Annotated in this window: 18 protein-coding genes and 2 pseudogenes; 11 read left to right on the top strand and 9 right to left on the bottom strand. The window is 71.9% G+C overall.

Features of this window, described 5'->3' with window-relative positions:
- Positions 1 to 103: 103 nt before the first annotated feature.
- Complete coding sequence (locus QIY60_RS29035) at positions 104 to 1,144, bottom strand: saccharopine dehydrogenase NADP-binding domain-containing protein (RefSeq protein ID WP_283145131.1); 1,041 nt, start codon at positions 1,142 to 1,144, stop codon at positions 104 to 106.
- Between the two features lie 457 nt (positions 1,145 to 1,601).
- Here QIY60_RS29035 and QIY60_RS29030 point away from each other — a divergent pair.
- The 5 genes and pseudogenes from QIY60_RS29030 to QIY60_RS29010 form a co-directional block, all read left to right on the top strand.
- A pseudogene (locus QIY60_RS29030) lies at positions 1,602 to 2,093 on the top strand (cellulase family glycosylhydrolase); the annotation flags it as partial.
- A 55-nt stretch (positions 2,094 to 2,148) separates the two neighbouring features.
- Complete coding sequence (locus QIY60_RS29025; protein ID WP_283145130.1) at positions 2,149 to 3,888, top strand: glycoside hydrolase family 6 protein; 1,740 nt, start codon at positions 2,149 to 2,151, stop codon at positions 3,886 to 3,888.
- A gap of 264 nt (positions 3,889 to 4,152) precedes the next feature.
- The gene (locus tag QIY60_RS29020; protein ID WP_283145129.1) at positions 4,153 to 4,578 is read left to right on the top strand and encodes a nuclear transport factor 2 family protein; all 426 of its coding nucleotides are present in this window, start codon (positions 4,153 to 4,155) and stop codon (positions 4,576 to 4,578) included.
- A 43-nt stretch (positions 4,579 to 4,621) separates the two neighbouring features.
- Positions 4,622 to 4,942, top strand: a complete 321-nt coding sequence (locus QIY60_RS29015) for a nuclear transport factor 2 family protein (RefSeq protein WP_190089347.1) — start codon at positions 4,622 to 4,624, stop codon at positions 4,940 to 4,942.
- A gap of 72 nt (positions 4,943 to 5,014) precedes the next feature.
- Positions 5,015 to 8,281, top strand: coding sequence for a BTAD domain-containing putative transcriptional regulator (locus tag QIY60_RS29010; RefSeq protein WP_283145128.1), 3,267 nt, complete (start codon positions 5,015 to 5,017; stop codon positions 8,279 to 8,281).
- Here QIY60_RS29010 and QIY60_RS29005 read toward each other — a convergent pair.
- The 6 genes from QIY60_RS29005 to QIY60_RS28980 are packed head-to-tail and all read right to left on the bottom strand — an operon-like array spanning position 8,274 to position 12,611.
- Complete coding sequence (locus QIY60_RS29005; RefSeq protein WP_283145127.1) at positions 8,274 to 8,591, bottom strand: AzlD domain-containing protein; 318 nt, start codon at positions 8,589 to 8,591, stop codon at positions 8,274 to 8,276. The two genes, QIY60_RS29010 and QIY60_RS29005, sit on opposite strands and share 8 nt — an antisense overlap.
- A 28-nt stretch (positions 8,592 to 8,619) precedes the next feature.
- The gene (locus QIY60_RS29000; protein WP_283145126.1) at positions 8,620 to 9,324 is read right to left on the bottom strand and encodes an AzlC family ABC transporter permease; all 705 of its coding nucleotides are present in this window, start codon (positions 9,322 to 9,324) and stop codon (positions 8,620 to 8,622) included.
- Positions 9,321 to 10,262, bottom strand: coding sequence for a branched-chain amino acid transaminase (locus QIY60_RS28995; protein ID WP_283145125.1), 942 nt, complete (start codon positions 10,260 to 10,262; stop codon positions 9,321 to 9,323). Before QIY60_RS28995 ends, QIY60_RS29000 begins: the two co-directional genes overlap by 4 nt.
- On the bottom strand, positions 10,259 to 10,732 hold the full coding sequence (locus QIY60_RS28990; RefSeq protein ID WP_283145124.1) for a nuclear transport factor 2 family protein: 474 nt from the start codon (positions 10,730 to 10,732) through the stop codon (positions 10,259 to 10,261). Before QIY60_RS28990 ends, QIY60_RS28995 begins: the two co-directional genes overlap by 4 nt.
- A 32-nt stretch (positions 10,733 to 10,764) precedes the next feature.
- Positions 10,765 to 12,033, bottom strand: a complete 1,269-nt coding sequence (locus QIY60_RS28985) for a DUF6421 family protein (protein ID WP_283145123.1) — start codon at positions 12,031 to 12,033, stop codon at positions 10,765 to 10,767.
- The gene (locus tag QIY60_RS28980) at positions 12,030 to 12,611 is read right to left on the bottom strand and encodes a bacilysin biosynthesis protein BacA (protein ID WP_283145122.1); all 582 of its coding nucleotides are present in this window, start codon (positions 12,609 to 12,611) and stop codon (positions 12,030 to 12,032) included. Before QIY60_RS28980 ends, QIY60_RS28985 begins: the two co-directional genes overlap by 4 nt.
- A 524-nt stretch (positions 12,612 to 13,135) precedes the next feature.
- Here QIY60_RS28980 and QIY60_RS28975 point away from each other — a divergent pair.
- Positions 13,136 to 13,327: pseudogene (locus QIY60_RS28975) on the top strand (AraC family transcriptional regulator); the annotation flags it as partial.
- 16 nt (positions 13,328 to 13,343) lie between these two features.
- Here QIY60_RS28975 and QIY60_RS28970 read toward each other — a convergent pair.
- Entirely contained in the window at positions 13,344 to 13,838 is a 495-nt protein-coding gene (locus QIY60_RS28970) for an FBP domain-containing protein (protein ID WP_283145121.1), read from the bottom strand.
- A gap of 71 nt (positions 13,839 to 13,909) precedes the next feature.
- Between QIY60_RS28970 and QIY60_RS28965 the strand changes: the two genes are divergently transcribed.
- The 3 genes from QIY60_RS28965 to QIY60_RS28955 all read left to right on the top strand — a co-directional run bounded on the left by QIY60_RS28965 (position 13,910) and on the right by QIY60_RS28955 (position 16,658).
- The gene (locus tag QIY60_RS28965) at positions 13,910 to 14,479 is read left to right on the top strand and encodes a TetR/AcrR family transcriptional regulator (protein WP_283145120.1); all 570 of its coding nucleotides are present in this window, start codon (positions 13,910 to 13,912) and stop codon (positions 14,477 to 14,479) included.
- A 73-nt stretch (positions 14,480 to 14,552) separates the two neighbouring features.
- Entirely contained in the window at positions 14,553 to 15,740 is a 1,188-nt protein-coding gene (locus QIY60_RS28960; protein ID WP_283145119.1) for a GDSL-type esterase/lipase family protein, read from the top strand.
- Positions 15,741 to 15,851: 111 nt separating this feature from the next.
- Positions 15,852 to 16,658, top strand: coding sequence for a hypothetical protein (locus QIY60_RS28955; RefSeq protein WP_283145118.1), 807 nt, complete (start codon positions 15,852 to 15,854; stop codon positions 16,656 to 16,658).
- Between the two features lie 96 nt (positions 16,659 to 16,754).
- Here QIY60_RS28955 and QIY60_RS28950 read toward each other — a convergent pair whose 3' ends face one another.
- The gene (locus QIY60_RS28950) at positions 16,755 to 18,020 is read right to left on the bottom strand and encodes a serine hydrolase domain-containing protein (protein ID WP_283145117.1); all 1,266 of its coding nucleotides are present in this window, start codon (positions 18,018 to 18,020) and stop codon (positions 16,755 to 16,757) included.
- A 185-nt stretch (positions 18,021 to 18,205) separates the two neighbouring features.
- Between QIY60_RS28950 and QIY60_RS28945 the strand changes: the two genes are divergently transcribed.
- Positions 18,206 to 18,610 (top strand): DUF4440 domain-containing protein, encoded by a 405-nt coding sequence (locus QIY60_RS28945; RefSeq protein ID WP_283145116.1) that lies wholly within the window; start codon positions 18,206 to 18,208, stop codon positions 18,608 to 18,610.
- A 151-nt stretch (positions 18,611 to 18,761) separates the two neighbouring features.
- A complete protein-coding gene (locus QIY60_RS28940; protein ID WP_283145115.1) occupies positions 18,762 to 20,594 on the top strand; it encodes a choice-of-anchor A family protein in 1,833 nt (610 codons plus the stop codon).
- Positions 20,595 to 20,683 lie beyond the last annotated feature (89 nt).

Below are 20,683 nucleotides of genomic sequence, written 5' to 3'. Positions count from 1 at the left end.
CTCCCCCGGATCACATGTTCTCCGCGAAAGGATCTCAGACGTCCGTCCGCGACGGCGGTCCGGACCATACGAGGCGCGCGCCCCGTCAGTGCGGTCGGTCCGGTCAGTGCGGTCGGTCCGGAAGCTCCACCGACACGTACGGGGCCAGCGCCCGCAGGAAGTCCGCCGCGTCGAACATCGCCCCGGCCGAGGCCACGCCCGTCGTACGGGTGCGCCCGGCCAGGACGCGCTCGACGGCCTCCACCGCCAGGGGTGCGGTGACCGCGTAGATGTCCTGGCCACGGGCCGTGGCGCGGCGCTCGGCGCCGCCCGCGCGGACCACCACGTCGACGACGAAGGTCTGGTCCGACCGCCCCAGGGCGTCGACCGCCTCCGGCTCCGGCGTGGCCTCCTCGGCCAGGTCCCTCGCCGCTTCCACGGCCATGTAGGTGCGCACTTCCCGCACGTCCACATGGCTGGGAACGGTGACGACATCGGCCATGGTGAACTCGGCGATCACCGCTCGCCGCCCCAGCGGCTCCGGAAAGTCCCAGTCCTGCTCCCACGCCGGATCGTCGTGGTACCGCAGCGCGCCGTCCGCGAACCGCACCCGACGGCCCGCACGACGCTCGTGGGACACCTGGCCCGCAGCCCGGGTACCCGCCGTGGGGTGCCAGCTGCTCAGCCCGTACGCGACGTGCACCTCGTCCGCGGCGGTCCACTCCCCCATCGCCGCGGTCACCAACAGGTCGCCCAGACCCCCGTAGAAGGCCATTGCCGGAACCACGGCGACCTCGGCTTTGCGGGCCGCCTCCGCGTGGTCGGCGAACATCGACACGTTCGCTTCGAGCTCCGCCGCGACGTCGACGTACGGGATCCCCGCGCGCAGGGCCACCTCGGCGACGGGGCCGCCGGTCAGTGCGAACGGTCCGGCGCAGTTGATGACCGCCACCGCGCCCGCGAGGGCCCGGTCCAGCGAGGCCGCGTCGTCCACGGTGGCCGGCCTCACCTCGACACCTGTCCACTCGGTGGCCAGCGCCTCCAACTGGGCGGCGTTGCGGCCGGAGGCGACCGTCGCAATGCCGCGCCTTCGCAGTTCGGCGACGACGAAACGACCCGTGTGACCGTTAGCCCCGTAGACGACGACCGCACCTGCTGTGCTCATGGTTCCCCCGCATCTCGATGTGCTGATGCGGCAAGTCTCGCTGCGAAGGGAACCCGACCGTGATGGTCCGAAACGACATCATGCGAACACTTTCGGACGCCAGGGGGCCTTCCTTTCTGCCTGGAGGGTGATGAGGGGGTTGTGCACAACTCTTGAACTAGTGGGAGCGCTCCCATAATGGAGTTGGACGGGCCTGCGGTCAAGATGCTTGAGGAGTCGAAGTCATTCGACGTTCTCGGAGGCCAACTCCTTCGCCGCCTAGGGCAGTTGTCGGCCTGTGGACCTCCGCGCGTGCCGAGCGCAAGGAGTCCGACTCCTTGCCATGCACACCCCGAGCCCCTACCGTGATGCCCCACCAGTGGGAGCGCTTCCATCCGTCGGACGCCGGGCATCTGCCGTCGTCCCGGCCGTGAAGGATCCGCTCATGCGACACCCCCCGCACTTGGCCGTCGCCGACCAGGCGTGGAGCTGCTGGCGGGACGGCGGAAGCTGCCCCGGCATCGGCTACGAGGTCGCCGGGATGCAGGACCTCCTGGACGCGGTACGGGGAGCGGGCGCCCGCAACCCCGTACTGGCCGGCGGCATCGCCTACGCCAACGACCTCGGCCAGTGGCTCGCCCGCGCTCCCGCCGATCCGACGGGCAACCTGGCCGCCGCCTACCACGGCTACAACTTCAACAGCTGTGCGAGCGAGTCGTGGTGGGACGCCACCCTCGTACCCGTCGCCGCCCGGGTCGCCCTCGTCGCGGGCGAGCTGGGCAAGAACACCTGCGCGCACTCCTTCGTCGACCGCGCCATGAAGTGGTTCGACGACCGGGGGATCTCCTACCTGGGCTGGACCTGGAACACCTGGGACTGCTCGTCCGGCCCCTCGCTGATCACGAACTACGACGGCACCCCCACCGCGTACGGCACCGGCCTGCGCGACCACCTGCGCTCCATCAACTGACCCCCACTCCATCGACCGACCGCGCTCCACCGACCGAAAGGACATGGCCCACACCATGAGCCGCATACCCGTCCGACCCTCCAGAAAGCGAACGGCGCTGCTCGCCGCCGGTGTTCTCGCCGGTGCCGCGACCGGCACCGCCGGTGTCGTCGGTGCCGCGGGCACCGCGTCGGCGGCGTCCGCCTGCACCGTCGTCTATCAGGTCCAGAACCAGTGGCCCACCGGCTTCACCGCCTCCGTCAAGGTCACCAACAACGGCCCCGCCGTGAGCAGTTGGGACGTGAAGTGGACCTTCGCCGGGAACCAGCAGGTCACCCAGGGCTGGAACGCGAAGGTGGCGCAGTCCGGCACGGCGGTCACCGCCGCCAACGAGAGCTACAACGGCACGCTGGCGACCGGCGGCTCGGCCGACTTCGGCTTCAACGCCTCCTACAGCGGCAGCAACGCCCTCCCCACCTCGTTCACCCTCAACGGCGTGGCCTGCAACGGCGGCGGCACCCCCACCGACCCGCCGACCACCCCGCCCACCACTCCCCCGGCGGGCAACCGCGTGGACAACCCGTACGCCGGGGCCAAGGTGTACGTGAACCCGGAGTGGTCCGCGAAGGCCGCCGCCGAGCCCGGCGGCACCCGTGTCTCCGACCAGCCCACCGGCGTCTGGCTCGACCGGATCGCCGTCGTCGCCGGGACGGGCGGGAGCATGGGGCTGCGCGCCCACCTGGACGAGGCCCTCAAGCAGAAGGGCAGCGGCGAGATGGTGGTCCAGCTGGTCGTCTACGACCTGCCGGGCCGCGACTGCTCCGCGCTCGCGTCCAACGGCGAACTCGGCCCCACCGAGATCGACAAGTACAAGACGCAGTTCATCGACCCGATCGCCGCGATCCTCTCCGACGCCAAGTACGCCGCTCTGCGGATCGTCACCACCGTCGAGATCGACTCGCTGCCCAACCTCGTCACCAACACCGGCGGCCGTGCCACGGCCACCCCGCAGTGCGACACCATGCTGGCCAACGGCAACTACGTCGAGGGAGTCGGATACGCGCTGCACAAGCTGGGCGCCGTCCCCAACGTGTACAACTACATCGACGCCGGGCACCACGGCTGGATCGGCTGGGACGACAACTTCGGCCCTGCCGCCGACATGTTCAAGAAGGCCGCCACCGCCGAGGGCGCCACACCCGCCGACGTACACGGCTTCATCACCAACACGGCGAACTACAGCGCCCTCAAGGAGAACAACTTCACCATCGACGACTCCGTCAACGGCGTCTCGGTCCGCCAGTCCAAATGGGTGGACTGGAACCGGTACGTCGACGAGCTCTCCTACGCCCAGGCGTTCCGCACCAAGCTGGTCTCGGTCGGCTTCGACCCCGGGATCGGCATGCTGATCGACACCTCGCGCAACGGCTGGGGCGGCACCGCCAGGCCCACCGGCCCCGGCGCCAAGACGAGTGTCGACACTTATGTGGACGGCGGCCGTTACGACCGCCGCATCCACATCGGCAACTGGTGCAACCAGTCGGGCGCCGGGCTCGGCGAGCGTCCGAAAGCCGCCCCGGCCGCCGGGATCGACGCGTACGTGTGGATGAAGCCGCCGGGCGAGTCCGACGGCTCCAGCGCCGCGATCCCCAACGACGAGGGCAAGGGCTTCGACCGGATGTGCGACCCGACGTACACGGGCAACCCGCGCAACGGCAACCACCTCTCGGGCGCACTGCCGAACGCCCCGCTCTCCGGCCACTGGTTCCCCGCCCAGTTCCAGGAGCTCATGAAGAACGCGTACCCGGCGCTGTAGGCCCCCGGGCGGGAGGGTGGTGGGCGGCGAGGAGACCGACTCCTCGCCGCCCACCAGCGATCAGTCGGCCGGCGTCGGCGCGGGACCGGGCCGCCGGCGCGCACTCCGGCTCAGCCGCCCCACGGTGATCGTCATCCCCGTACCCGCTCACGGCGAACCTCGGGCACATGGCCGGAAAGCGGCGAGCGACTTACGCTCGCCGCCACAGGCGCACCACACTGGAGCCACACGACCGAGGAACAGCACGGACGAGGAGTTGGTGAGATGTCCACGCAGCCCACCGAGGGCGCCGCGAAGGCCACCCGAGCCGCGATCGACGCCTATCTGGCCCGGCTCTCGGAGCGGGATCTGGACGGCGCTGTGCAGGTGTTCGCCGAGTCGGCGGAATTCGACGCTCCGGGGTCCTCGGCGGTGCCGTGGTCGGGGCTGCGGACCGGCCGGGAGGGGGTCATGAAGTTCTTCACCACGCTCCACGAGTACCTGAAGCCCGAGGAGTTCACGGTGACGCACATCGTGGTCGACGGTGAACAGGGGGTGATCATCGGCCATCTCCGGGACACCGTCAAAGCCACCGGCAAGCCCCTCGTGACCCCCTTCGCCGCCCACGTCACGGTCGTGGACGGGCAGATCGCCCGCTACCACCTCTTCGAGGACACGCACGCCCTCCACCGGGCCGTGACCGACAGCTGAGGCGTCCGGCCCGCCGTCCCCACCACTCAGAGAGGCACCAGAGATGACTCCCCCCGGCATGCCCTCCCACCCGGTCGTCCGCGCCTTCGTCGACGCGGTCAACGCCCAGGACCAGCAGGCCCTGTGGACCGTCCTCGCCAAGGACGCCACGGTGGTCGACGTCGGCACCGAACGCGATCTCGACGCCTGGGTGGAGCGCGAGCTCTTCTCCTCCCACGCCCGGATGGAGGTGGTACGGGAGTCGCACGACGGTCTGTCGGTTACGGCGCGTTTCCACAACGACATCTGGGGGGACATCGACACCGCGTGGGAGTTCTCCGTCTCCGGCCCGGTCATCCGGGGCTTCGTCACCGGCCCCGGCTGAGCGTCCCGACGTCGAAAAGAGACTGAGGTACGAAGAACGGGCAGCGGGAACAGGGAAAGCAGAGGCAATGGTGTGAGCCGCACCTCGGGGCCCGGGGCGGAACCGGCACCGAAGGAGTCGGTACGGATCCGCCTCCTGGGCCCGGTGAGTGTGGAGGTCCTGGGCCGGCACATCGGCCTCGGGCCGCAGCAGCGCGCACTCCTGGCGGCCCTCGCGCTCGCCCGCGGCCGTCCGGTCAGCACCTCCCGGCTCTCCGAACTCCTGTGGGAGGGCGACGCCCCGGACGGCGCGGTCAGCGCCCTGCGCACCCACGTCATGCATCTGCGGCGCATCCTGGAACCGGGCCGGCGCGCCACCTCCGGCTTCGAGATCCTGCTCAGCGCGGGCGCCCGCAGCAACACCAGCTACACCCTCCAGGTGGCCGACGAGCAGGTCGACGCCCTTCACTTCGTGCACCTGACCGACCAGGCCCGCAAGGCCGCGGCCGACGACGCCGGGGCCGCGATCACCCTGCTCGACCAGGCCCTCGCCCTGTGGACCGGGCCCGCGCTCGAAGGCGTCAGCGACCGCAGCTTCGCGCTGGCCGAGGCCGACCGCCTCGAAGAGCTGCGCCTTGTGGCCCGGGAGGACCGGCTGGACGCGCTCGTCGAGCTGGGCCGCTTCGAGGAGTCGGTGCCCGAACTGACCACGCTGGTGGCCGAGTTCCCGCTGCGCGAGCGGCTGCGCTGCCAGCTCATGCTGGCGCTGTACCGCTCGGGGCGCCAGGCCGACGCGCTCGCCTCCTACCGCGACTACTACCAGCTCCTCGACGACGAGGTGGGCATCGAGCCGGGCCGCCCGCTCAAGGAGCTCCACCAGCGCGTCCTCGTGGGCGACCCCGGCCTCGCCGCCGAGCCCGCCCCCGAGCCCCCGCCGCCGCCCGCCGCGCTCCCGGTCCCCCGCCAACTTCCCCCGGACGTGGGCAGCTTCACCGGCCGCACCGGCTATCTGCGCGAGCTCGACGCCCTGCTGTCCCAGTACGCCACGGGCCCGGGACAGACGCTGGTGATCTCCTCGCTGTCCGGTATGGCGGGCGTCGGCAAGACCGCCCTCGCCGTGCACTGGATGCACCGGGCCGCCGACCGCTTCCCCGACGGACAGCTGTACGCGAACCTGCGCGGCCACGCCGACGAGCCCCCGACCACCGCCGACGACGCCCTGGGCCAGCTCCTGCGGGCCCTCGGGGTCGGCGCCGGGCACCTGCCGGAGAACACCGACGAGAAGGCCGCCCTGTACCGCTCGCTCCTCGCGGGCAAGCGGATGCTGATCCTCCTTGACGACGCGGCCGGTCTCGAACAGGTGCGCCCGCTGCTGCCCGGCTCACCGACCTGCTTCGTCGTCGTCACCAGCCGCAACGACCTGCGCGGCCTGACCGCCTTCCACGACGCCCACCGGGTGGGCGTGGCCGTCTTCAACGACGAGGAGGCGCTCGCGCTGCTCGCCCGCGTCATCGGCGCGGACCGGGTGCGCGGCGAGCCCGAGGCCGCCGCAGAGGCCGTCCGGCTGTGCGGCGGCCTGCCCTTGGCCGTACGGATCGTCGCGGCCCACCTCATCGGCGACCAGCACCTGCCCCTCGCGGAGGTCGTGGAGACACTGCGCGGCGACGACCGCCTGGACGACCTCGCGCTCGACCAGGAGCAGCACACCGGCGTGCGCAGCGCCCTCGCCCTGTCCTACCGCTCCCTGCCCGCGCCCGAACAGCAGCTCCTGCGGCTGCTCGCCCTCACCCCCGGCGCCGAGGTCTCCACCCCGGCCGTCGCCGCGCTGGCCGGGGCGCCGCTGAACGCCACGGCCCGGCTCCTGGACCAGCTGGTCTCGCGGAGCCTGCTGGAGACGCACCGGCCCGGCCGCTTCCATCTGCACGCCCTGGTCCGCCTGTTCGCCCGCGAGCGGGCCCGGGCGCAGGACACCGCCGCCGTACGCGAGGAGGCCCTCGACCGGCTGCTCACCTGGTACCTGGGAACCGCCGAGCAGGCCGGGCATCTGCTCTACGGCACCTTCTACTCCTGGTACGCCGCCGCCCCGCCCGAGCCGGACGGCTCCCCCACCGCGCCCCTGACCTTCCGCAGCCCGCACGCCGCGTCCTCCTGGCTGGAGGACGAGCGGGCCGCCCTGCTGGCCTGCGCCCAGCACGCCCTGGGCCACGGGCCGCGCCCCTTCGCCTGGAAGTCCGCCCTGGCCACGCACGGCCATCTGATGGAGCACGGCCAGCGCACGGACTGGCTGCGCGCCGCGGAGACCGGCCTGCGCGCCGCCGAGGCCGAGCACGACGACCACGCGCGCGCGGTGATGCACTGGAGCCTGTGCTACGTCCTGTGGGAGCTGGCCCGGCACGACGAGGCGCTGCGGCACAGCGCCCGCGCCGACTCCCTGTTCGCGCGGGCCGGACTGCCCGTGGAGCGGGCCGGTGCCGTGCTCGGGCTCGCCGCCTCGCACCGCGAACTGGGCGCCCTCGACCAGGCCTCGCGCCACGCCGAGCACACCCTGGCCCTCTACCGCGAGGGCGGGGAGCCCGCCGGGGAGGCGTGGGCGCTGTTCCTGCTCGGCTCCGTCCGCCTGGACCGCGGTCAACTGGACGCGGCGCTGCCGTACTTCACCGAGGCCCGGGAGCGCGCCGAGGCGTCGGGCGACGAGCACACCGTGATGCTGGCCCTGTGGGGGCTCGGCGCCGTCCACCACGCGCTGGGCGCCCTGGAGGAGGCGCAGCGCCTGCTCACCCGGGCCCTGGCCGCACACGGCAGACTGCTGTCCACGTACGCGGCGGAGGGCGCGCTCAACGCGCTGGCGGCGGTGTGCCGCGACAGCGGCGATCCCCGGCTCGCGCTCAAGTACGCGATGGACGCGCTCAGCATCACCCACCGCACGCACCGCCGTCTGGTCGAGCCGGACGCGCTCAACACCATCGGCACCGTACTGCTGCACCTGGACGACGCGCCCGGCGCCCTGGACCACCACCGCCGTGCCCTGGAGGCGGCGCGGGCGACGGGCTGTCTGCGGGCGGACGCGGCGGCCTGCGTGGGCCTGGCCGCAGCCCACCGGCACCTGGGCGAGAACCGCGAGGCCCTCGCGTACACCCGGCGGGCGCTGAGCACGGCCGGGCAGGCCGGACTCCGGCTCGTCGAGGCCGAGGCCCGGACCGAACTCGCCCGGGTGCACCTGGCGCTCGGCCACCGCACCAAGGCGGCGCAGGCCGTCGAGCGGTCCCTGCGCCTGCACCGGGCCGCCGGACACGAACCCGGCCTCGCGCGGGCCCTGGAGGTCGCCGCCGCACTGCGGGGCGAGGGCGGCGACCTCAGCTGAGCGCGCGTACCACCGCGGTGATCACCGCGGCCACCAGGACGACGAGCGGCACGGGCGCCTTGAGCCGCCAGGCCACCAGGGCCCCCGCGAACCCGGCGAGGCGGGCGTCGAAGGTCATGCCGTGCGCGCCCGCCGAGCCCACGAGCTGGGTGACGACCAGGACGGCGAGCAGCGCGGGCGTCAGGTACTCCACGAACCGGGGGAACCAGCCGGGCAGTTCCCGGTCCCCCATCACCAGCGAACCGGCGCCCTTGATGAGGAACGTCGTCACCACCAGGGCGCCGACGACGATCCACGGGTCGTTGCTCAACGGGCCCCCTTCGCTTGCACCGCACGGGTCATCGGGACTTCGCCGTCCAGGCGACGGCGATCAGACAGGCCACGGCGATGGCCGCGTCGGGGAGCCCGGCCGCGGTGAGGGCCGCGGCGCACACGGCCGCGGTGGCGGCGGCCGTCCGCTTGCGGGCGGTGCCCAGGTGGGGCGCCAGCAGGAGGAAGAAGAGGACCGGCGAGACGGCGTCCAGGCCGTAGTTGAGGACGTCGACCGCCTTGAACGGGCCGATGGCCCCCAGCAGCGTGCCCAGGACCCAGCCGAGCCAGAGCACCACGCCCGAGGAGAGCAGGCGGATCCGGTCGAAGCGTCCGTCCGCGTCGCTCGCGATGGCCCAGGACTCCTCGATGACCAGCTGGGACTCGACCGCGCGGCGGGCCCGGCCGCCGCGCAGCGCGGGCAGGATGGCGAAGCCCATCACCAGATAGCGCAGGTTCAGCAGGGTGCCCGCCACGGCAGCGGCCGCCCAGCCGCCGCCGTTGACGATCACGGAGACGGCGGCGAACTGCGAGGAGCCGACGAAGACCAGGCCGGACATCGAGGTCGCGCCGATGGCGCCGAAGCCCGCGCCCTTGGCGAGGACGCCGAAGGAGATGCCGAACGCGAAGATCGCCACGGTGAACGGCACGGCCGCTCTGGCGCCCGCGGCCCAGGCCTCGCGCCGCCCGGTGCGCGTGGCGGGACGGGTGGGCTCGGATTCGGTGCCGGTCATCCGCTCTCGCTCGCCACGGTCGGGGTTGCCCCGCTCGTCGAGGTCGGGCGGGGCTCCCGCACGGTCCGCGCGTACGCCCGCACCAGCGCGGTCGTCACCTCGCCGATCGGGTACTCCAGTGCGTCGACGGCGGTGACCGGCTGGACCTCGTACGCCGTGCCGGTCAGGAACACCTCGTCGGCGCGGGCCAGTTCGGCCGGTTCCAGATGCCGCTCGACGGTCTTCAGGCCGAGCTCGTGGGCGAGCGCGATGACGGTACGGCGGGTGATGCCGTCCAGGACGCACTCCGGCGGCGGGGTGTGCAGGGCGCCGTCGACCACCAGGAACAGATTGGCGCCGGTGGCCTCGGCGAGCCGGCCCCGGTGGTCGAGGAGCAGCGCGTCGTCGCTGCCCGCCTCCTCCGCCTCCTGTCCGGCGAGGGAGCCGAGGGCGTACAGGGCCGCGGTCTTGGCGCGGACCGGTGCGGTGTCGGGCGCGGGGCGCCGCCAGCGCGAGGTGCGCAGCCGGATCCCGCGCGGCCCGGAGGCGAAGACCTGCGGCCAGGGCCACGCCGCGATGGCCACGTGGACCGAGTTGCCCGGCGCGACCAGGCGCAGGGTGTCGCTGCCGCGCCAGGCGACCGGGCGGACATAGCCCTCGGCCAGGCCCGCGACGGCCACGACCTCGCGGGTGGCGGCGTCCAGCTCCTCGGCGTTCCAGGGCAGTGCGAAGCCCATCTCGCGGGCCGAGGCGACCAGGCGGAGGCTGTGCTCGTGGAGCTTGAAGACCCGGCCGCCGTAGACGCGTTCGCCCTCGAAGACGCTGCCGCCGTAGTGCAGCCCGTGGCTGAGGACGTGCAGACGGGCCTCGCGCCAGGGCACGAGCTGTCCGTCGAGCCAGATGGCGCCGTCCCGGTCGTCGAGCGGGGGCCCGGCGGGCGCGTGGTTCGCGTCGCTCACGTGGCGAAGCCCCGTTCCGCGTAGGGGAAGCCCTCCAGCTCGTTGACCGGGACGGAGTCGTCGCGCCGGGACGCGTAGTAGATGCGGACCTCGTCGATCAGGCCCGAGGCGTCGAAGCGGTAGACCTCCGCGCCGCGCAGCACCTTGCCCAGACGCGGCTTGAAGGCGGTCCACTCGCAGACGGCGGTACGGCTGTGCGCGTCCGCGCAGACGGCGTCCACGGCCCAGTGGGAGTCGTTGGCGCGTACATCGGCGCCCCAGCGCTCCACGACCGGGTCGATGCCCTCGATGGGGCCGGACATCCCCGCGGCCAGGTAGTGCACGACGTGCTCGGAGAGGCACTGGGCGAACAGGTCGCGGTCGACCTTGTTGCACGCCTCGAAATACAGGCGCACCGCGGCCTCCATGGCGGCCCGGTCCAGCGCCCGGCCGTCGTCGCGGCCCTCGTCCCCCGTGGCGTGGGTGTCCATGTCGCTCGTCTCCTCAGCTCTCGATGGCTTGCTCACACCTCGGCAGGCGCGAAGTGCAGGGGGGGCAGGGACGCCAGTCGGTCCCGTGCGCGCACGAGCGTCAGCTGATCGTCCGTGAACGCGTAGCGGTCGCCTTCGGCGCCCTGGCGCAGCTGTGTTCGTACCAGTTCCCTGGCCGCCGCGCGGTACTCCTCGGGCGTGGTGACCGCGGTTTCCATCGCCTCGATCGTGTCCACCAGTTCGCGCAGTCCGTCGAGGACGCGGTCGTACGACAGCGACAGGCGCCCGCCGTGGTCGGCGAGGGCACGGCGTTCGCGCAGCCACGAGTAGAGGAACACCCCGGTGCCCGCGTCGAAGTTGCGGACCGCGCGGGCGTCGAGCGGATAGCGGAACATCCGCTCCAGCAGGATCATGGCGATCTGTTCGTCGGCGTACGGAACGGCGCCGTCGTGGCAGGCGAGCACGGTCTTGGCGTCGACCTTCAGCTCTTCGAGGAGGCCGATGAACCAATTCATCTTGAGTTTGATGTGCCGGTCGAGCGGCCACTGCCCCTGGTGGTGGAAGTAGTCGTGCAGATAACCCCAGAGGGAACGCGCCTGGTAACAGACCTCCGGGTCCATTCCGGTCGAGGCGCGCGGAACGGAATCCGGGGTGAGGACGGCCCGCGCGGACGGCACCGCGTACGTCTCGTGAATCCTGCGGAATTTACTGAAGAAGAAGATCGCGTAAGCCTGTTCGGCCACCTTGTCGTGGGCCGCGACGTTCTCCGGGAAGAAGACGATGCAGTTGCCTTTGGTCAGCCCTTCGCTGCCCGCGAGCAGCACGGTGGCCTGGCAGTTGTTCTTGGGGTGCGGATAGCGCAGGGCCAGGTCGGGCAGCGCGTCGGGCTCCTTGCGGCGGACGAGGAAGAACTCCAGCCGCCTGCCGACCGGCGGAACGCTGTTGGTGGACTGCACGGGGGCGAGGAACGCCGCCCAGTCGCCGTCGGCCGGGGCGGTCAGGGCGTCGCGGCTGCGGGCGAAGTGCGGCGGCGTGTCGAGTCCGGCGGCCAGCCAGCCGTCGATGTCGGCGGCCAGCGCGTCGGCCTGGCCCGCCCTGCCGTGCCCGGCGAACCAGCCGACGGCCTCGTCCTTGATCGCCAGGAGGCCGCGTCGGTCCTCCTCGCCCGGCTCGGGGATTGTGCCGTCGTCGCGCTGGCGGGCGCGGAAGGCGTCGATCCGGGGCAGGAGCCCTTGGCCGAGCCGTTCCGCCTCGCCGAGCATGTCGTCCTGTAGGCGGTGCGTGTGGGGCGTTCCGGTCACGGAGCGTCCTCCCGCACGTGGTGCACGGTGTAGACCATCGGCACCTCGCCGAAGCTGCGCAGCACCCGCAGGCCGTGGGCCTTCGCCGCGACGACGGTGGTGACGCACCCCTCGGTCTTGCCGTCGGCGCAGTCGATGGCCGCCTGGGCGTTGCTGGTCACCAACTGCCGTTCGCTCGCCGGTGGTACGAGACCGGCGGGCGCCGGGTGGGTGGCCACGGTGCGCGGCTCGCCGTGCCCGCCCGGCGCGACGGCGAGCACCATCTCGTGGGTGGGCCACACGAAGGAGTCCACCATGCGGCAAACCCGCAGGTTGCCGAAGACCAGCGTGTGCAGCTCCGGATAGACGGCACAGGCGACGAGGGCGTGCTCACCGTTTCTGGGCACGGTCTCCATCGCGTATTCGAGGGTCGCGTGCAGGGTCACCCGCCCCTCGCCATCGAGCCCTTGCCGCCGGAACCATTCGTGGGCCGCAGCTTCCAGATTGGTGCCGGTCGGGCCCAGGGTGTGCAGATGCCGTATCTCGCCGATGGGCGAAGGCGATAAAGAATTGACGCATACGCGCTCGCGCGTCACCATTCCCACTCCCCCACTTTTCCCCCGCGGTTCTCCCGTTGCCCTCGGGCAACACGCGGGCCGCGCGTCGGTGCACGGTCCGCGTCGGTGATCCTAAGCGGCCCCGCCCGACGGCGGCCACCGTGCCGTTCGCGCACCGACTGATTTCCCACACTGTGGCCACTTCCCACCCGTTCAACGTTCCGGAAATCCGGCGACAAATGCCGTCGGGGCGGGTGACAATCGCGCCCCTTTTATCCATCGACCCGGTCGGTTGCCGTACGCATCGCGTCATTCCGGGTGCCGCACGACGGCACACACCGGCGGAACACACGTGTCCCGGACGCCGTCAGCCCCATCCGAGGCGGCCTGAAGCCGACATGGCTCCCCGGCCCCGCCCTCACCGTGACGCGTTGTCCGGGGCATCGCCCGAAGGGGGGACCTCGCGGGCGTCCGGCGCCGGGGTGACGGTCAGGACGATCTTCCCGGTGGTACGGCCCCTCTCGCCCCAACTCGTGGGCATCGGCGGCCCGTTCGAGAGGGAACACCACGGCAGCCGCGTCGCCAACGAGGTCGCCCGCTCCTGCGTGGTGCCGCCCTGGCGCGACGGCGGCCAGGCGGAGTACATCCAGCACCCCGTCCCCGCCACCGGCGCCTCCCTGCGCCAGCGCCTGCACCGCGCCATCGGCGTCAGCCCCCAGGCGTACCGCCGCACCTTCCGGCCGCAGCCGGCGGCCTGACGGAGGCGCCCGTCGGTCAGACCGCCGTCACCTTGGCGGCGAACGCGGCGAGGTTCGCCACGGTCCGCTGGATCTTCTCCTCCAAAGTGATCGTCTCGTGGAGCCGCGCGCCGGCGCCCACGTCCCGCTTGCCCCGTACGTACAGCGAACAGGCGAGGTCGCTGCAGACGTAGATGCCCACCGAGTTCCCTTGCTGCCCCGCCTTGCCCGCCTTCGGCGCGACCATCAGGGAGACGCCGCCGTCGTGGGTCGTCAGGCATATCGAGCACATGCTGCGGCGGGCCTGCCCGGAGGTGTGGCCGGGGCTCCGCAGGACGAGGGCCCTGACGGTGCCCTCCAGCTCGGCGACCAAATAGGCCCGGCCAGGGGCCTGGGGATCTCGCCAGCCGAAGTAGTCCAGGTCGTCCCAGGGATGGTCGGCCAGGTCACGCGGGACGGACAGGCGCTTGGCCTCGCCCTTGCTGCAGTTCACGAACGCGGCACGGATCTCTTTTTCAGTCAGCTGCTTCATATGGGTGAGGCTAGTTTGCCTAAAGGTGTTAGGCAAACGCATAATCGGTTCAGGCGAGCGAGAGGGAGACGATGGGACGCGTAGGGCTGAGCACGGAACGCCTGACCCGGGCCGGGGCGGAACTGGCCGACGAGGTCGGCTTCGAACAGGTGACCGTCTCGGCGCTGGCCCGGCGGTTCGACGTCAAGGTCGCGAGCCTGTACTCGCACGTCAAGAACTCCCAGGACCTCAAGACGCGGATCGCGCTCCTCGCCCTGGAGGAGCTCGCCGACCGGGGCGCCGCCGCGCTGGCCGGGCGCGCGGGCAAGGACGCCCTGGCCGCTCTGGCGAACGTCTACCGCGACTACGCGCGCGAACACCCCGGCCGCTACGCCGCGACCCGGCTGAGGCTCACCCCGGAAGCGGCGGCCGCAGGCGCGGGCCGCAGGCACGCCCAGATGACCCGGGCCATCCTGCGCGGCTACGACCTGAGCGAACCCGACCAGACGCACGCGGTCCGGATGCTCGGCAGCGTCTTCCACGGCTACATCACCCTGGAGCTCGGCGGCGGCTTCAGCCACAGCGCCCCCGACACCCAGCAGACCTGGACGCGGATCCTGGACGCCCTGGACGCCCTGCTGCGGAACTGGCCCGCGCAGTAACCCCGCCCCGGACGCCTCCATGGCGCACTCCCGAACCGATCAACCCAGCCACTCCGAAGACCAAGTAGGGTCCATGCACACCCAGTACGACTGGATCACCACCCCCGTCACCGCCGACCTCCTGCGGGGCGCCCTCGACCTGGAACGCACCGAGCACGGCGTGCTGCCGCACCGGCTCCCCGCCCGGGCCCGTGCCCAGAACACGGACGGGCAGCTCGCGATGGCCGAGTCCCAGCCCTCCGGCGTACGACTGGTCTTCCGCACCGGTGCCACCGCGATCGAGCTGGACACCCTGCCCACCAAGCGGGTCTACGTGGGCGCCCCGCCCCGCCCGGACGGCGTGTACGACCTGGTCGTCGACGGCACCCTGGCCGGGCAGGCCAGTGCGGCGGGCGGCAACACCCTGACCATCGACATGACCGCCGGCTCCGTCGAGCACCGGCCCGGACAGCCCGGCACCCTCCGCTTCACCGGCCTGCCCGACGCCCCCAAGGACGTCGAGATCTGGCTGCCGCACAACGAGACCACCGAGCTCGTCGCCCTGCGCACCGACGCCCCGATAGCCCCCGCGCCGGACCGGGGCCGCAAGGTGTGGCTGCACCACGGCAGTTCGATCAGCCACGGCTCCGACGCCGCCAGCCCCTCGACCACCTGGCCCGCGCTCGCCGCCTCCCTCGGCGGTGTCGAGCTGATCAACCTGGGCCTGGGCGGCAGCGCGCTGCTCGACCCGTTCACCGCCCGCGCCCTGCGGGACACCCCGGCCGACTTGATCAGCGTCAAGATCGGGATCAATGTGGTCAACACCGACCTGATGCGCCTGCGCGCCTTCGGTCCCGCCGTGCACGGCTTCCTGGACACCATCCGCGAAGGCCACCCCGACACACCCATTCTGGTCGTCTCGCCCCTCCTGTGCCCCATCCACGAGGACACGCCCGGCCCCAGCGCCCTGGACGTCACGACCCTCGGTGCCGGACGCCTGCGGTTCAAGGCCATGGGCGACCCGGCGGAACGCGCGAGCGGGAAGCTGACCCTGGGCGTCATCCGGGACGAGCTGGCCCGGATCGTGGAGCAGCGGGCGGCCGAGGACCCGCACCTGCACCACCTCGACGGCCGTGCCCTCTACGGCGAGGCCGACGCCGTCCGACTCCCGCTGCCCGACGAGCTCCACCCGGACGCGGCCACCCACCGCCACATCGGCGAGCGCTTCGCCGGGCTGGCCTTCACCGCCGCCGGGGTGTTCGGGAGCGGCGTGCGCGGCTGAGACAGGGGCGGTCGCGCGACGAAGCCCCTGACGGCTCCTCAGGGGCGCCTTCGGGCCGAGTCAGGGTCGTCCCCGATGATCGGGGGCCGGGCGGCCGCCAGGATCGGCGGCATGAAGACGAACAAGACGAAGCCAGTGGCCCGTAACCGTCGAACGGGCCGTGCCGCAGCCGGAGTCGGGACGGTCGCCGCCGCCGTCGCCCTCCTCGCCACGGCCGCGCAGGCCCCGGCCCTCGCTCAAGGCGCGGCCGACCCCGCCCCGGACGTGTTCTCGCACGTCGACTACGGCGACTGCCCCACCGACCTCCCCGCCGGCGTCGACCGGAGCAAGTGGCGCTGCGAGGTGACCGTCGGCTACTCGCACGTCAAGCTCGGCGGGATCTCCGTCCCGGACATGAAGCCGATCACCCTGACACATGCCGAAGGGCCCCTGCCGGACGGCACGTCCGGGCAGGTCTTCGGGACGCTGCGGGCCGACGCGACCCCGGTGCCCGGCGGCCTGCTGGGCCGGACCGCGGACCCGGCCGGCCGCAACCCGCTCCTCGGCCTGGCCATCCGGCCCGAGTACGGCGGTTACGCGGACTTCCTGGGCACCGGCACCGACAAGGGCGCCCTGGACCTGAAGTTCCGGCTCGTCTCGCCGCTGCTCGGCGAGCGGTGCACCATCGGCACGGACGCCCGCCCGGTCGCGCTCCACCTCCAGAAGGACGGCCCCAGCACCTGGCTGTCGAAGAACCCGCCGCTGGTCCGCTTCAACGCGTACGACCAGACCCTGACCGTTCCGGCCGCCGCCGACTGCGGCCCGCTCACCCAGTTGGTGAACCACCGCTTCGGCCTGCCCGCCGAGACCGGAGAAAGCCGGATCACGTACACGGCGTACTACACCTTCAAGACGTACGACCAGCTCCCGGCAGCCTGACCACGCGTCCCCGGCACGTCGTGACAAGTACTTCGTACGGTAGTGAGCGCGGGCGCCCGCCACCGTCAGCGGGCGCCCTTCCACGCACGGGTCACCTCAGATGCGGGTGTCCTCCACGGTGGGAATCCAGCGGTTGTCGGCCCGGTCCGCGTTGCCGTTGCCGGTGATCGAGCTGCGCGGCGCGGGCGCGGTGGGTGCCTTGCCGCAGAACGCGGGCTCCAGCGTGTTCGTCAAACCGCTGGTGACCGCGCCGTTGTTGGAGGCGTTCGCGAAGAGGACGACCGTGCGCTTTCCGTCCTTGGTGGAGAACGTCTGCGTCTGGTAGCCCTGGACGATTCCGCCGTGGCCGAGCACCTTGCCGCAGGAGAGCGCGATCTCCCTGATCCCCAGGCCGTAGCTGATCTTCGCCGTGCTGGTGGGGAGCACGCTCGTCATCTGCCGCAGCGACTCGTCGGAGACCAGCCCGCCGGAGCTCCCGGCGAGCAGTGCGGTCATGAAGCGGTCGAGGTCGCGGGCGGAGGAGACCACGCCGCCCGCGCTCCAGACCCAGGACGCGGTCTGCTCGGTCGAGTCGAGCAGCGGCTTGCTGCGGTCGTCGTTGGTCAGATAGCCGGTGACGTGCGGACCCGCGATGGTCTTCTCGGGCACGGTGAAGGTCGTCTGACGCAGCTTCAGCGGCTTGAAGATCTGCTCGCGCAGCAGCTCGGCGTAGGGGCGCCCGGTCAGGTGCTCGGCGGCCAGGCCCATCAGCACGAAGTCGGTGTTCGAATACGCGTACGCCGTACCCGGGGTGTACTGGAGACCGTGCTTCACCGACATCGCCACGAGGTCCTTGGGCTCGTAGACGTTGTTCCGGATGCGCTTCTCGAACGCCGCGGTGGTCTCCTCCCCACTCTGTTCCAGGAGGTCGTTGGTGTGGTCGTACACACCGGCGCGGTGCTCCATGACCTGGCGTGCGGTGATCGACCAGCTCTCGGGCAGCGTCCCGGCGGGCAGGTAGTCGCGCAGCGGCTTGTCCAGGTCGATGCGCCCCTGTTCGGCGAGGCGCATCACCAGGACCGAGGTGAACATCTTGGAGTTGCTGCCCACGCGGAAACGCAGGCCCGCGTTCATGGGCGTACCGCCGAGGTCGGCCTTGCCCAGGGTCAGCGTCCGGCCGCGCTCGGAGTCGCCGTGGTCGCGGATCACCGCGAAGGCGCCCGGCGCCCCCGCGTCCACCACGCGCTGCAGAGCGGCGCGCACCCCCGACACGTCCGGCTCGGCCGGGCCCTGCGCGGCGGACGCGCCCACGGCGCTCCCGGCCAGCAGCGCCGCGGTGGCCGCGAGCGTGGTCACCGAACGCGCGATCGTGATTCCAGCCATATGAGAAGTACCCCTGTTCCCCGGCGACTTGGTCAGTGCCCCGGCCTTCCTGACACTCGTACACCGAAGATCGTATAGGCCGGGAGGACATCAGGAGACCGCTTCACCGCGTCGCCCGGGGCTTGCCGATGCACCGGCCGTACGCGACGATCAAGCGCCAGGCATTCACCGGGGGAGGGACAGCCGTGTCCGACGTCAAAGCCGAGCTCGACCAGTTGATACGCACCTTCCTCGGGGCGTTCACCAACACCGGAGGCACCCGGCCCGACGTCGACGTCATCCGCGAGGTGTTCATCCCGCAGGGGATGATCATCAGCAACGTCGGGGGCAAGCTCGTGGTCTACGACCTCGACGCGTTCATCGAGCCCCGGGAGAAGATCCTCACCGACGGGACGCTGACGGAGTTCTCCGAATGGGAGGTGGCCGAGCGGACCGAGATCTTCGGTTCGATCGCGCACCGGTTCAGCGAGTACCGCAAATCCGGTTTCCTGGGCGGCGAGTGGTTCGAGGGCTCCGGCCACAAGACCACCCAGTTCGTCCGCACGCCTGACGGCTGGAAGATGAGCTCGGTGGCCTGGGACGACGTGTAGCCGAACCCCTGACCAGCCAGCCAGGTGCGCCGATGGTCCTTTGCGGTGGTCTTCACCTGCGACACCCGCCGGGTCGCCCGGCCGTGGCAGGGGGTGTGTGAGCCTGGGCCGGAGGGGGGATCAACCCACTTTCGAGGAGCTGGTTGTTCCGGTGTTCCGTCTCTCCCTGGCCCGTCCCGGCGCGAGATCCCTCAGACCCCTGCTGACCGCGGCCGTACTGTCCGTGGCCGCGCTCCCCGCGACGGCGACGGCCCTGCCCGGCGGGCAGGCGTCGCCCCAGGCCGCCGCCCTGGCCGCCGCGCCTCTACCCGGCGGGCTCGGCCCGTGCGTGCCGGGAAACTGTCCCCCCGACGGCTACCCGCCCATCCACAACGGCCCCATCCTGTACCGCGACAACGGCATCAACGTATACGTGGGCGGTGACTTCCGCGTACGGGAGAAGGCCGCCGAAGCCGAGGGCCGGGTCGTCGTGCTCGGCACCTTCGACCAGCACAAGGCCGCGGGTGTCAGCGGCATCTACAACGTCGGCGAGGCCGGGGTCGGCTCGCGGGTCGCGCCGCCGGTCGGCGCGGACTGGCTGACCACCGGCGGCAATGTCACTGTCGCGGCCGGGCAGCGGCTGCTCGCCGAGCACGGCGTCGTACGCCACGCGGGCTCCGCCACCGGGACCATCCAGTCCCAGAGCACCGTCCAGGACCCGGACGCGGCCAAGCCGTACACCGCGCTGCGCGGGCAGCTCACCGACGCCAGCAAGTGCTACGCGTACCCCGGCGGCGTCACCCGTACGCCCACCGGGACGGCCGTGCACGCGGGCGGGGAGACCCTGTTCACCGGTGACGGCACCTCCATGCTCCAGGTGTTCACCGTCGACTTCGACATGCAGAGCGCGAGCGGCGGCCAGGAGGGCATCCGGTTCGCACGTATTCCCGCCGGGGCGACCGTGCTGGTCAATGTGCTCGGCACCAACCGGACCATCACCACCTACAGCGGCACGATCGACGACTCCAGCCCGTTCAACCAGCTGCGCAGCCGACTGCTGTGGAACTTCCCCGACGCGACCTCGGTCGGCTTCAAGGGCACCGGCCAGTTCCAGGGCAGCGTACTGATCGGCAACCAGGCCTCCGAGGCGACGGTGAGTGTGCCCGGCATCAACGGGCGCTTCTTCACGACCGGTTCGCTCACCCACACCAGCCCGCCGTCGGGCGGCGGTGGCCAGGAGTTCCACAACTACCCCTTCGACGGGAACCTGCCCGACTGCGGCACCGCGCCGACGGAGGGCGAGGTGACGGTCTTCAAGACGGACCACGCCACCGACAAGCCGCTCGCCGGGGCGGTCTTCGAGCTGTGGCGGGAGACCAACGGGATGCCCGGGCTGCAGACCTCGGGCACCGCCCCGGACACCGTCCAGGGCGCCCCTTGTACGACCGGCGACGACGGGGCCTGCAAGCGGACCGTCCCGCTGGGCACGTACTACTGGGTGGAGAGCAAGGCCCCGGACGGCTACGACCTGCCCTCCCCCGCGTATTTCGGCCCGCTCGTCCTCACCGCCGACAACGCCTGCCAGGGCGTCACGGTGACCGCGACCAACCGTCGGCACGTCGAGCCGAAGGGATCCATCACCGTCCAGAAGACGGACGCCGAGACCCGCAAGCCGCTCGCGGGGGCGGTGTTCCGGCTGTGGCACGAGACCAACGGGACCCCCGGGCTGCAGACCTCGGGCTCCAGCCCCGACACCCCGGTCGGCCCCGGCTGCGCGACCGGGAACGCGGGCCGGTGCGACTTCGCGGACCTGCCCCTCGGCTCGTACTACATCCAGGAGACGGCCGTGCCCGAGGGGTACGTCCTGCCACGGAACCGCGTCAGCGGCCCCCACGAGGTGACCGCCGCCAACGCGTCCACGGGCATCACCGTCAAGCTCACCAACAAGCGCGGGGAGCCCGACAAGGGCGGCAAGGGCAAGGGAGGGAAGGGCGGGCCTCGCTGACGCCCGAAACCAACTGACGGGGTGACCGGCCGGACCGGTCCCCACCTGGGCGGCCGCGCTGTCGTATGCCCTACGACAGCGCGGCCGCT

The organism is Streptomyces sp. BPTC-684 (assembly GCF_030028635.1).
GTDB lineage: Bacteria > Actinomycetota > Actinomycetes > Streptomycetales > Streptomycetaceae > Streptomyces > Streptomyces noboritoensis.
The sequence above is the reverse complement of the archived record's forward strand: the minus strand, read 5'-3'. Positions and strand labels throughout refer to the sequence as shown.